General features: G+C 69.3%; 7 protein-coding genes and 4 pseudogenes. 8 read left to right on the top strand and 3 right to left on the bottom strand.

Annotated features, from left to right (window positions below; all coding sequences use genetic code 11):
* Positions 1–749: pseudogene (gene rph / locus BLS97_RS24645) on the top strand (ribonuclease PH); the annotation flags it as partial.
* Positions 746–1323, top strand: a pseudogene (locus BLS97_RS22525) (non-canonical purine NTP pyrophosphatase). The pseudogenes rph and BLS97_RS22525, both read left to right, overlap by 4 nt.
* Before the next feature lie 31 nt (positions 1324–1354).
* Here BLS97_RS22525 and BLS97_RS22520 read toward each other — a convergent pair.
* Entirely contained in the window at positions 1355–2194 is an 840-nt protein-coding gene (locus BLS97_RS22520; protein WP_090473990.1) for an RAD23 family protein, read from the bottom strand.
* A gap of 242 nt (positions 2195–2436) precedes the next feature.
* Here BLS97_RS22520 and BLS97_RS24640 point away from each other — a divergent pair.
* A pseudogene (locus tag BLS97_RS24640) lies at positions 2437–3405 on the top strand (ribose-phosphate diphosphokinase).
* Positions 3406–3470: 65 nt separating this feature from the next.
* On the opposite strand, the pseudogene BLS97_RS22510 reads toward BLS97_RS24640, so the two are convergent.
* A pseudogene (locus BLS97_RS22510) lies at positions 3471–5428 on the bottom strand (potassium transporter Kup).
* Between the two features lie 144 nt (positions 5429–5572).
* On the opposite strand from BLS97_RS22510, the gene BLS97_RS22505 reads away from it, so the two are divergent.
* The 3 genes from BLS97_RS22505 (at position 5573) to BLS97_RS22495 (ending at position 10231) form a co-directional block, all read left to right on the top strand.
* Positions 5573–6199, top strand: coding sequence for a hypothetical protein (locus BLS97_RS22505; protein WP_090473988.1), 627 nt, complete (start codon positions 5573–5575; stop codon positions 6197–6199).
* Between the two features lie 50 nt (positions 6200–6249).
* On the top strand, positions 6250–8637 hold the full coding sequence (locus BLS97_RS22500; protein ID WP_090480877.1) for a heavy metal translocating P-type ATPase: 2388 nt from the start codon (positions 6250–6252) through the stop codon (positions 8635–8637).
* A gap of 238 nt (positions 8638–8875) precedes the next feature.
* Positions 8876–10231: an MBL fold metallo-hydrolase gene (locus BLS97_RS22495; protein WP_090473986.1), complete on the top strand. Its 1356-nt coding sequence runs from the start codon at positions 8876–8878 to the stop codon at positions 10229–10231.
* Positions 10232–10291: 60 nt separating this feature from the next.
* On the opposite strand, the gene BLS97_RS22490 is transcribed toward BLS97_RS22495, so the two are convergent.
* Positions 10292–10558: a metal-sensitive transcriptional regulator gene (locus tag BLS97_RS22490; protein ID WP_090473985.1), complete on the bottom strand. Its 267-nt coding sequence runs from the start codon at positions 10556–10558 to the stop codon at positions 10292–10294.
* 282 nt (positions 10559–10840) lie between these two features.
* Here BLS97_RS22490 and BLS97_RS23305 point away from each other — a divergent pair, with 282 nt between their 5' ends.
* The gene (locus tag BLS97_RS23305; RefSeq protein ID WP_090473984.1) at positions 10841–11011 is read left to right on the top strand and encodes a hypothetical protein; all 171 of its coding nucleotides are present in this window, start codon (positions 10841–10843) and stop codon (positions 11009–11011) included.
* A gap of 17 nt (positions 11012–11028) precedes the next feature.
* A complete protein-coding gene (locus tag BLS97_RS22480; protein WP_090480874.1) occupies positions 11029–12771 on the top strand; it encodes an aminotransferase class V-fold PLP-dependent enzyme in 1743 nt (580 codons plus the stop codon).
* The last annotated feature ends 3 nt before the right edge of the window (positions 12772–12774 follow it).

The raw sequence follows: 12774 nt of genomic DNA, 5'->3' as shown, positions 1-12774 counted from the left end.
TGGTCAGAGAAGATGGAAGAGCCGACGACGAACTGCGCCCGATCACGTTCACCCGGGGGTTCCAGACCCATCCGGCCGGCTCGGTGCTGGTCGAGTTCGGCGGCACCAAGGTGCTGTGTGCCGCATCGGTGACCCGTGGAGTGCCGCGGTGGCGCAAGGGTCCGGGCTCGGGTGGCTCACCGCGGAGTACGCCATGCTGCCGTCGGCGACTCACGAACGCAGCGACCGGGAATCGGTCAAAGGCCGGGTCGGCGGCCGCACCCACGAGATCTCCCGGTTGATCGGACGTTCCCTGCGGGCCTGTGTCGACCTGTCGGCGCTGGGGGAGAACACCATCGCCGTCGACTGCGACGTGCTGCAGGCGGACGGCGGTACCCGCACCGCGGCGATCACTGGCGCCTACGTGGCCCTGGCTGACGCGGTGACCTACCTACGCCGGGCCGGAGCGCTGTCCGATCCGCAGCCGTTGTCCTGTCAGATCGCCGCCGTGTCGGTCGGGTCGTCGGCGGCCGGGTCCGGTTGGACCTGCCGTACGAGGAGGACTCCCGCGCCGAGGGGACATGAACATTGTTGCCACCGACGTCGGCACCCTGGTCGAGGTCCAGGGCACCGCGGAGGGCGCCACCTACTCGCGGTCAACCCTGGACGCCATGCTGGACTCGGCCCTGGCCGGTATCAAGACGCTCACCGACCTGCAGCGGGTGGCCCTGGCCCAGCCCTACCCGAAGGATCTCGAGGCGAAGCTGTGAGCCGTGTTCTGCTGGCCACCCGCAACCGGAAGCTGGGCGAGTTGCAAAGGATCCTGGGCGACCAGGTCACCGTCCTGGGTCTGGGTGACGTGCCCGAGTTCCCCGACGAACCGGAGATCGGCGCCACCTTCGAGGAGAGAACGCGGTGGCCAAGGCGGTGCAGGCCGCGACCGCGACCGGCGAGATCTCCCTGGCCGACGACTCCGGCCTGGCCGTCGATGCCCTCAACGGGATGCCCGGCGTGCTGTCGGCCCGCTGGGCCGGACGTCACGGCGAGGACGCCGCGAACAACGCGCTGCTGCTGGCCCAGCTGGCCGACGTGCCCGATGACCGTCGAGGCGCCGGGTTCGTCTGTGCCCTGGCTCTGGCCGTTCCCGGCGCCGAACCGGTGATCCGCCGGGGTGAGTGGCGAGGACGCATCGTCAGGGAAGCCGGTGGGAGCAACGGTTTCGGTTACGACCCGCTGTTCGTCCCGGCCGAGAGCGACGTGGCCGGCGACGGCCGGACCTCGGCCCAGCTGACGCCGGCCGAGAAGGACCAGCTGTCGCACCGTGGACGCGCGCCATCGCGCTGATGCTGCCCGATCTCAAACTGGCCCTTGGGCTCTAGCTCAGGCGTCGGCTGCCGATGATGTGGCCGTCGCGCTTGCCCGATGCTCGGGCCAGCGTGGCGGCCACACTCGCCGCCAGCATCATCACGCCGACGATCAGGGTGAAGCCGGCGACGTTCCAGGCATTGAACTGCTGGCCCGAGAAGGCCCACTTCGTCCAGTTGTTGACGTGCGCCAGGCCGGAGGCGCTGAAGAGCGTCCAGCCGCCGATGCCGGTCAGGCCGATGCCCGGGATGACCGTCGCCCATGGGGACCACCCGTTCAGGGCGAGCGCGGCGAACAGCAGGACGGCGCCCGCCGCCGCCATCGACGCATGCTTGAGCACGGAGAGATTCGCTCCGCGGTCGGCTGCGGCGGCGATGCCGTACTTCACCCCCAGATACACGCCCCCGGCGGACAGGACGAGGCCGATCAGGGCGGTCAGGAAGGCCGGACGGACCCGCGAGGACGGCACCGCCTCGGGCGTGGACGTGGTCGGGGCCGCGACCTGGGCCGGAGGCGCGTATGCGGCCGGGTGCCCGGCCGGGGCGTAACCCGGCGTCGAGGGCGGGAAGACGGACGTCATCGTCGGTTGGGACGAGTAGTCCGAGGCCGGGGTGTACGACGGCTTCCAGGCCGGATCGTCCCCGGAGACGGGGGTCACCACTTGGGTCCGGTCGTCGACCGGCGGGTTCGCCGCTGATGTCGGGTGGGAGAAGGGCTCGGCTTGCGCGTCGGGCCCCACCGCCGATCGGTCGGAGCCGCCGGCCCCGGGATGCACGATCTGGGTGTCCTCGGAGCTGTAGTCGCCCCAGGACGCCGGAGTGTCGCGACGATCGTCCTCGGGAGCATTCATGTCAGATCCTTCCACCTGGGTTTTTCGTCCGTGAGCGGCGATTACCCGATCGTCGGACGAAAGTCGGAACGCGAGGATTGTCGCATCGACCTCCTCGAACGCCGGGAGGCGCGTGCAGACCGGCCGCAAGTCCGCCCGTAGACTTCCAACCGGCGCCATCCGAGGGCGATCCGGCCCGAGGCCCGACGGAACGGACGTCCGCACCGACAGCCTGGAAGCATCGACGAGAACAGGGGCGCGTCTTGCGAGACATCGCGGTCTTCAGTGGCAGTGCGCATCCGGAATTGGCCGCGGAGGTGTGCGCCCAGCTCGAGGTGCCCTTGCTGCCGGTGCGAGTACAGCGGTTCGCCAACGATTGCCTCGAGGTGCAGCTGCAGGCCAACTGCCGTGAACGGGACGTCTTCCTGATCCAGCCGCTGGTCACGCCGGTTCAGGAGAACCTGGTCGAGTTGCTCCTGATGCTCGACGCCGCACGCGGCGCGTCGGCCGCGCGCACCACGGTCGTGATCCGCACTACGCGTACGCCCGATCCGACAAGAAGGAGGCGCCGCGTATCTCGATCGGCGCGCGCCTGGTTGCCGATCTGCTGGTGACGGCCGGGGCGTCGCGGGTGCTGGCCATGACGCTGCACTCACCCAGGTCCACGGGTTCTTCAGCGTGCCGTCGATCACCTGCATGCGCTGCGGGAGCTGGCCGGTCACTTCCGCGGCAATGATCTGTCCACACCACGGTCGTCTCGCCCGATCTGGGCACGCCAAGGAGGCCGCGGCCTTCGCGCGGCTGCTCGGGGTCCGGTGGCGGCCGGCGCCAAGCAGCGGTTCGCGGACGACCGGGTGAGCATCAGTGCGGTGATCGGTGAGATCGCCGGGCGCGACATCATCGTGCTGGACGACGAGATCGCCAAGGGCAGCACCATCCTGGAACTGCTCGAACGGCTCCGCGAGCTGAAATGCCGATCGATCCGGGTCGCCTGCACCCACGGGCTGTTCGCCGGCGGTGCCTTGAAACGGATCGGCGATCAGCCGGACGTCCTCGAGATCGTCTGCACCAACACCGTTCCCATCCCGGTGTCCGAGCGCACCGACAAGCTCACCGTGCTGTCGATCGCGCCCGCCCTGGCCGAGGCGGTCCGGCGCATCCACAACGGCGAGTCGGTCAGTGCCCTGTTCGACGGGCCGCCGCCGATGCCGATCGGCGAGCCGTTGTTCTGATCCCGGGCCGGCGCGACCCGTTGCCCGAGAACGGCCTTCCGCCGAGGACGGGTACCCGGCGCCGGCTACAGAGCGATGCGCGACCCCATGACGACCGTCCGGTCCTCCGGGAGGTGGAACGCAGTCGCCGGGTTCGCGGCGTTGTGGGACAGGCCGATGAACAGGCGCTTGCGCCACGTCGCCAGGCCGGGCGCGGTGCCGCGTTCGATGGCGATGCGGGACAGGAAGTAGGACGCCGTCTCCGGGTCGAACTGCAACTCCGAGCTCATCCCGACCGCGGTGCGGAGCATGCGGGGGATGTCCTGATCGTCCTGGAACCCGACCCGGACGGCCAGGTGCACGATGCCGTCGTCGCCGTATCCCAGTTCGTCGACCGTGATCTGCTCCGCGGGTCGACGTGCGGAACGTTCTCGGCCTGCAGGGAGACGATGACAACGTGCTCGTGCAGGACCTGGTTGAACTCGGTGTTGGCCCGTAGGGCCAGGGGTGTCGTGGTCTTGCCGGGGTGCGGAAGACCGCCGTGCCAGGTACTCGCGGCAGTGGGTTCGCCCGCAGCTTCTCCACGAACGCCGGAGCGGCCCCTCGGCCTCGATGCGTCGGCCGGTGATCAACTGCCGACCACGCTGCCACGTCATCATGACGGTGACGATCGCCGCGCGATGATGAGCGGCAGCCAACCCCCGTGGACCACCTTGGTCAGGTTGGCGGCGAAGAAGGTCAGCTCGACGCCGCCGAACACCACCCCGATCACCACCAGCCGCCACATCGGCCAGCGCCAGCTGGAGCCGGCCAGGATCAGGAACAGCGTCGTGGTGAGCAGCAGGGTGCCGGTGACGGCCAGGCCGTAGGCGTGGCCAGCTTGCTGGACGATTCGAAGGTGATCATCAGCACGAACACGCCGGCGAACAGCAGCCAGTTGACTGCCGGAACGTAGATCTGGCCGCCCTCGGCCTTCGAGGTGTGCCGGACGGTCAGCTGCGGCAGGAACCCGAGCCGGACCGCCTGCCGGGAGACGGAGAAGGCACCGGAGATGACGGCCTGGCTGGCGATGACGGTGGCGAAGGTGGCCAGGACGACCAACGGGATCCGAGCCCAGTTCGGTGCCAGCAGGTAGAACGGGTTGGCGATGGCCGACGGCGTGTGCAGGATCAGGGCACCCTGCCGAGGTAGTTGATGACCAGGGCCGGGAAGACGAAGAAGAACCAGGAGGCGCGGATCGGCCGTCGCCCGAAGTGCCCCATGTCGGCGTAGAGCGCCTCGGCTCCGGTGATCGACAGGACCACAGCGCCCATCGCGATGAACGCGGTGTAGGGGTGATCGGTGACGAAACTGACGATGTAGGTGGGGACAGGCCGCGCAGGATCCCGGGGTGGGCGACGATCTGCGGGAGCCCGGTGACGGCCAGCACCACGAACCACACCACCATGACGGGCGCGAACAACCGGCCGATCTTGTGCGTCCCGATGCGCTGGACCAGGAACAGGACAGCGACGATGGCGATGCCGACCGGAAGCACCACGCGGTGTGCGCTGGGGGCGACCACTTCGATGCCCTCGACCGCCGACAGCACCGAGATGGCCGGGGTGATCAGGCTGTCGCCGTAGAACAGTGCCGCCCCGATCACGCCCAGGATCATGGCCACGGCGACCCGCCGGCTGCGGGTTCCGAGCTGGCGCCGGATGAGGGCGGCCAGGGCCATGATCCCGCCCTCGCCGTCGTTGTCGGCCCGCAGGATGAAGACCACGTACTTCACCGACACGATCAGGGTGATCGACCAGAACACCAGCGAGATGACGCCGTAGACGTCGTTCGATGTCGGTTGCACCGCGTTGTGGTCGATCGAGAAGACGGTCTGCATCGCGTACAGCGGACTCGTCCCGATGTCGCCGAACACGACCCCGATCGCGCCGAGGGCCAGCCCGAACAGGCCGGTCCGGTGCGCTGCGGACGGGGTGATCGGCTCGCGGGCGTCAGCCACGGCCGAGCCGGCGGGGGCCGGGCGCGGTTCGTTCTCGGACGTCATGATCGCAAGTGTGCACGACCCGGGGCGGCGGATCATCTGCCTGGGACAAGAGTCGAAGGTCATCGGTGGGTGAGGACCGATGACCGGACGGGAGAGGTCTTGTACGCCTTGTGACTTCGGATCGGCGGATGGTGCACTCGGTGAGTGCGCACAACGCGGAATCGCGGGGCGGGCCCGGCGGTCCTGGTGGCCCTGGTGGCCCTGCTCGGGGCTGCGGCTGGCTGCACGGTCGGAGCACCGGCCGGCCGGTCGATGAACGCATCCACGTCGACCGGAGCGGCGATGGGGCCAGGAATGATGGGTCAGGAACGGGGCTACGTGTTCTCCCGGTTGACGTGCTCCGCCCCGGCCTCGTTGCCCGGCCATCGGGTGGACGTGACGTTGGCCGACATGGGCATGACCCGCATGATGGGTGGCATCGCCCCGGTGGGCTCTCACATGATGCTCCGCGCTCGCCCGTCCACGGTCGCCGCCGGCCAGGTCAGTTTCGTGGCGCAGAACATGGGATGGCGCACCCACGAGTTGGTGATCCTGCCCCTGGCCGCGGGAGCCGCCGCCGGTCAGCGGAGCGTCGGGTCCGACGGCAAGGTCGACGAGACCGGCAGCCGGGGCGAGGCTTCGAACGGTTGCGCGGCTGGGTCGGGCGAGGGGATCGGCGCGGGCCAGGTCGGCTGGGTCACCCTGATGCTGGCTCCCGGGCGTTACGAACTGCTGTGCAATCTGCAGAATCACTACTCGGCCGGGATGTACCAGGAGTTCACGGTGGGCTGAGAGCCCCCGCGCCCGAGGGCCGATCCGGGCGTTGTCGATGGATCTCGTTGATGGGTCCGGTTCGCCAGGTGGGGCCGTTCGACCCTGGTTCCGGCCGGGGCGGCCCGCAGGATGGGTGGGTGACCCGGGCTGGACTGGTGAAGTACCTCAAGGCGAATCTCGAGCCGTGGCTGTTCGGCGTGTCGGCGGCTCTGCTGGGAGCCGGACTCGCGGCGCGGGTGGCGCGGGCCACCGGCGCGGCCGATGGCCTGTGGATTGCCGCCACCGTCATCGGTCTGGTCTTCTCGGTGACGTCGACGGCGAGGGCCCTGTTGAGGCGGCAGCCCAGCGTGGACGTGATCGCGCTGCTGGCGCTCGGCGGCGCCCTGGTCGTCGGCGAACCGTTCGCGGGAGCGATGATCGCGGTCATGCTCGCCAGTGGCGCGCTGCTGGAGGCGCGGGCCGGGGCGCGGGCCCGCCGCGAACTGAGCCTGCTGGTGGCCCGCGCTCCGCAGACGGCCCGCCTCCGGCAGCTGGACAGCATCCGTGAGATCCCGGTCGCGCAGGTTGCCCTCGGCGATCGCCTGATGGTCGGCAGCGGCGAGATCGTCCCCGTCGACGGTCGGCTGCTCGGTCCGGCGGTGCTGGATGAGTCGGCCCTGACCGGTGAACCGTTGCCGGTGGAGCGGCAGAGCGGCGACGACGTCCGGAGCGGGGTGGTGAACGCCGGCCCGGGGTTCGACCTGGTCACCACCGCGACGGCCGCCGAATCCACCTACGCCGGAGTGGTGCGCCTGGTCGAAGCGGCCCAGGCGTCCTCGGCCCCGTTCGTCCGCACGGCGGACCGGTTCGCCCTCTACTTCGTGCCGCTCACCCTGGCCCTGGCCGGCGGAGCCTGGCTGGCCAGCGGCGATGCAGTCCGTGCCGTCGCCGTGCTGGTGGTGGCCACCCCGTGCCCGTTGTTGCTGGCCGCGCCGATCGCGATCATGTCGGGCTTGTCGCGGGCGGCCGGGGTCGGCGTGGTCATCAAGGGCGGCGGGGCCCTGGAGAAACTGGCCGCCGGGCAGGTCATGTTGTTCGACAAGACCGGAACGCTGACCCAGGGCCGTCCCGAGGTCGCCGACGTCCTCACCCGGTCCGATCTGGAGGCCGACGAGTTGCTGCGGCTGGCCGCCTCGCTGGATCAGGTGTCGCCCCACGTTCTGGCCGGTGCGATCGTCTCCGCCGCCGCCCGCCGCCGGCTACCGCTGTCCGCACCGGACGACGTGAGTGAGGTCCACGGATACGGCCTGCAGGGACGGGTGGACGGGCATCGGATCCGCATCGGTAAGGCGGCGTGGATCCTCGGGGACGACACCCCGGACTGGGCTCGCCGGGCGCAACGGCGGGCCGAGATCGACAGCGCCCTCGCTGTCTTCGTGGCCGTTGACGACCAGGCGGCGGGGGCGGTGCTGCTGGAGGATCCGATCCGTCCGGACGCCCCCCGGATGCTCCGCGCCCTACGCGAGGCCGGCATCTCCCGGGTCGTGCTGCTCACCGGGGACCGGCGCGATGTCGCCGAGATGGTGGGCCGCATCGTGGGCGTGGACGAGGTGCTGTCCGACTGCGATCCCGCCCAGAAGCTGGCCGCGATCGGACGGGAGTCGGTCGCCGCGCGGACGATCATGGTCGGCGACGGCATCAACGACGCGCCCGCACTGGCGGCGGCCGGAGCGGGAGTGGCGTTGGCCGCCCGGGGTTCGACCGCGTCCTCCGAAGCGGCGGACGTCGTGCTCACCGTGGATCGCATCGACGCCATCGCGGCGGCGATCCTGATCGCCCGGCGTTCCAAGGGCATTGCGCTGCAGGCGGTGCTCACCGGTATGGGCCTGTCCCTGGTCGCGATGGCCATGGCCGCGGCCGGCCTGCTCGTGCCGGCGGTCGGTGCCGTCCTCCAGGAAGGCATCGACGTCCTGGCCATCGTCATCGCACTGCGTGCGGTGCTGCCGGCCCGTGGACAGCGAGCACCGCTCAGCGGCGCCGAGGTGGCAACGGCGGCGACCCTGCGCGCTCAACACGAAGCCGTCCTACCGGTGGTGGAACTTGTCTGCACCGTGGCCGACGGCCTGTCGGACGACAATGCCGACCTGGCCCCGGTCCGCGCCCTGCTGCACCGGCTGGAGGCCGAACTGCTCCCGCACGAACGCGCCGACGAGCAGGAGTTGGTCCCGCTCGTGGCCCGGGCACTCGGCGGGTCGGACAGCACGGCCGGGCTGAGTCGGACCCACGCCGAGATCGAGCACCAGATCAACCGTCTGCACCGGCTCGTGACCGGAACCGAAGCGACCGACGCCGCCGGAGGTGACGTGGTGGAGCTGCGGCGGTTGCTCTACGGGCTGTACGCGATCCTCCGGCTGCACAACGCGCAGGAGGACGAGGGCGCCATCACGCTCGTTTCCACCCATGCCGGGCCCTCCTGATCCGGTTGCACTCGACCGGCGTGACCGCCGGGGCCGAGAGTGCCGCACCACCTCTCTCGGCCCGGTCGTGATCACCCGCGGGCTCGTGCCGCCGATGGAATGCCTCGGCAGGGCAAACGGTTGGACTGACTAGATACCCCCTGGGGTATACCGTCGAATGACGGTCGGTCCTGAACCAGCACGCCTTGCCGGACTCAGGACCGGGCCTGAGAAGCAACTTCCGAGAGGACTCTCACCGATGGTGGCCATTGTTCCGATCGATACCCCGACGTTGGGGGATCGCAGTTATCTGGTGCATGACGGTCGGGTGGCGTTGGTGGTGGATCCGCAGCGTGACATCGATCGGGTGTTGGAGTTGGCGTCGGCGGCGGGTGTGCGGATCACTCACGTGTTCGAGACGCATCTGCACAACGACTACGTGACCGGGGGTTTGGCGTTGGCTCGGGTGACGGGGGCGGCGTATCACGTCAATGCCGCTGATGAGGTGGCCTTTGATCGGGTGCCGGTGGTGGACGGCCAGGTGGTGGAGGTCGGTCCGTCGATGCGAGTCGAGGTGATGGCGACGCCGGGTCACACGTTCACGCATCTGTCGTATGTGCTGTCGGCGGAGGGGGAGCAGGTCGGGGTGTTCTCCGGCGGGTCGTTGCTGTTCGGGTCGACCGGGCGGCCGGATCTGTTGGGTCCGGATCACACGCATGCTCTGGTGCACCATCAGTACGCGTCGGCGCATCGGCTGGCCGAGTCGTTGCCGGATGCGGCGCAGGTGTTGCCCACCCACGGGTTCGGCAGTTTCTGTTCGGCGACGCAGTCCGAGGCCACGGCGTCGACCATCGGGCAGGAGAAGCGGATGAATCCGGCGTTGACGATGGCCGAGCAGGCCTGGGTCGACGAGTTGTTGGGTGGGTTGGACGCGTGGCCGGCGTACTACGCGCGGATGGGTCCGGCCAACGCGGCGGGGCCGGGGGCGCCTGATCTGTCGGCGCCGGAGCCGGCCGACAAGGCGCAGTTGCGCGCCCGGTTGGAGGCCGGGGAGTGGTTGGTGGATCTGCGGTCGCGGACGGCGTTTGCGGCCGGGCACGTGCGGGGCACGTTCAATTTCGGTTTGGACGGGCAGTTCGCGACGTATCTGGGGTGGCTGTTTCCGTGGGGTACGCCGTTGACGTTGTTGGGTGAGAGCGCGGAGCAGGTGGCGCAGGCGCAGCGGGAGTTGGTGCGGATCGGGATCGATCGGCCGGCGGCGGCAGCCGTCGGCGGGCCGGCGGAGTGGACGGACGATTCGTTGGGCCGGATCGAGCGGGCGACGTTCGCCGATCTGGTCCAGGTCCGTCATCACCGCCCGGTGACGATCCTGGATGTGCGGCGCCGGGCCGAGTGGGACAGGTCCCATATCCAGGGTGCGGTGGGTATCCCGTTGCACGAGTTGCTGGGGCGTCTGGCTGAGGTTCCGGCGGGCGAGGTGTGGGTGCATTGCGCCGGCGGCTACCGCGCCTCCATCGCCGCGTCCATCCTGGCCGCGCACGGCATCCAGGTCGTGGCGGTCGACGACTCCTTCGACTACGCCGGCCAGGTCGGACTACCCATGACCGCGCGCTGAGCGCTCAACCGGCCGGTGGGCAATCCACCAGCCGGTTGGTCCCGGCCCCGAGATCGGCGCTCAGGCCAGCGAGAGGAACATCTTCTCCATGGCCGCCGTGTCGATGGTTTCCTGACCCCCGGATTCCAGCAGGCACTGCTTGAGACCGGTGGCCACGACCGCGAAACCGGCCCGGTCGACGGCGCGGCTGACGGCCGCGAGTTGGGCCACGATGTCCTGGCATTCCCGGCCCTCCTCGATCATCTTCAGGACGCCGCCGATCTGTCCTTGGGCACGGCGTAGTCGATTCACGACAGCGGTCATCTTGCTCGGGTCGAGTTCGACCATGGTGGCTCTCCTCTGGGAAAATGCTGGGCGTGAATGTGGAAACGCTACCGGTGGCGGCAGTCTCGGCGCCGGAGCCCGATCTCGGTACGCCCGGTCGAAGGTACCGATGGACGCAGTTCTCGTGATCCCGGGCCGCTCTTCGACCTGACCTCGAACGATACCCCTACGGGTATACAACGGGCCGATTCCCGGATTGTTCCGTTGCTCGCACGACGGCCGCCGGATACCCCAGGGGGTATAGTCGAACGGGAACCGACCCTTCGTCCTCCAGGAGTGACAAACATGTGCCGAGCAGTGAACTGCCGCCAGTGCGGCAAGACCACCTGGGCCGGCTGCGGCCAGCACGTCGATGCCGTCATGCGCGGTGTGCCCCGCGCCGAGCGCTGTCCCGGACACGCATCGGAGCCGAGCACCTCGGGCGGGGGATTCTTCGCCAAGATGTTCGGTCGCTGAGTCGGCGACCCGGGTCGATGGGCCCCTTGGCGACTAGGGTCTGGGAGGTGGACGAGACCATCCCGTGCGACACCCCGCTGCTCCGGCGCATCCGGGAGTCGGTGATCGGCGACGATCAGGTGATGCCGGGCCCGTACGGGCCGCGGCGCGTCACCTATGCCGACTACACCGCGTCCGGCCGGGCGTTGTCGTTCATCGAGGACTTCGTGCGGGACGAGGTGCTGCCGCGGTACGCCAACACCCACACCGAGTCCAGTGGGACCGGACTGCAGACCACCAGACTCCGCGAGGACGCCCGATCGATCATCTCCGACGCGGTGGGTGGCGATGCCGAGACGGTCGTCATCTTCGCCGGTTCGGGTTGCACCGGCGCCATCGACAAGCTGGTCGGCATCCTCGGGTTGCGGATCCCGGCCGCCCTCGAGGATCGCTACCAGCTCAGTGCGGCCATTCCGGTGCAGGAGCGGCCGGTCGTCTTCATCGGCCCCTTCGAGCACCATTCCAATGAGCTGCCCTGGCGCGAGACGATCGCCGACGTGGTGGTGATCCCGCAGGACGCCGATGGTCACATCGACGTCCGGATCCTGGAAGCGGAGCTGGTTCGTCACGCGGCCCGACCCTTGAAGATCGGGTCGTTCTCCGCCGCCAGCAATGTGACCGGCATTGTCAGTGACACGCACGGCATCTCGCGGCTCCTTCATGAACACGGCGCCCTGTCGTTCTGGGATTTCGCCGCCGCGGCGCCGTACATCGACATCGAGATGTACGGCCCCGCGGGTTCGGATCCGTTGGCGTACAAGGATGCGATCTTCCTCAGTCCACACAAGTTCATCGGCGGTCCGAGCACTCCAGGGGTGCTGGTCGTCCGGCGCGAACTGCTCCGCAATCGCGTTCCGGACGTGCCTGGTGGGGGCACCGTGGCCTATGTCAACCCGACCGATCACCGGTACCTCACCGACCCGGCCCAGCGGGAGGAAGGCGGCACGCCGGCCATTGTCGAGTCGATCAGGGCCGGGTTGGTGTTCCAGCTCAAGCAGGCGGTCGGTGTCACGGTGATCCGCGCCCACGAGGATCACTTCCTGCGGCGGGCCATCGCGGCCTGGCAGCAGGAGCCGAACATCGAGATCCTGGGCAACCTCGACGCCGATCGGCTCTCGATCGTCTCGTTCGTGGTTCGCGGGTCGCAAAGCCGGTACCTGCATCACAACTTCGTGGTGTCCCTGCTCAACGACCTGTTCGGGATCCAGTCGCGCGGCGGCTGCTCCTGCGCCGGGCCGTACGGGCACCGCCTGCTCGGCATCGACCTGGACCACTCGCGGGCGTTCGAGCGCGAGATCGCCCACGGCTGCGAGGGAATCAAGCCGGGGTGGGTCAGGATCAATTTCAACTACTTCATCTCCGAGCCGGTGTTCGGCTATCTCGTCGAGGCGGTGCGGCTGGTCGCGCGCGAGGGCAGCCGACTCCTACCGGACTACCGGTTCGACCCCGGCGCCGGCCTCTGGCGCCATCGTCTCGGACCGGTGGAACCGCCGATGCGCCTGGGCCAGATCAGTTACACCGCGGACGGCGAGATGCGGTACCCCCACCAGGATGATCGGGCTCCCGAGAGCGACTTGGAGAAGTATCTGCAGCAGGCACGGGAGATCCTCGCCCGTCCGCGAGCCGCCGCCGATTCGGCTGAGCTGGACCGACTCTCGCTGCCGACGGACTTCGAACAGCTGCGCTGGTTCGATCTCCCGGCGGTCTGCTTGTCGGCCTGAGCC

The organism is Nakamurella panacisegetis (assembly GCF_900104535.1).
Taxonomy (GTDB): Bacteria; Actinomycetota; Actinomycetes; order Mycobacteriales; family Nakamurellaceae; genus Nakamurella; species Nakamurella panacisegetis.
The sequence above is the reverse complement of the archived record's forward strand: the minus strand, read 5'-3'. Positions and strand labels throughout refer to the sequence as shown.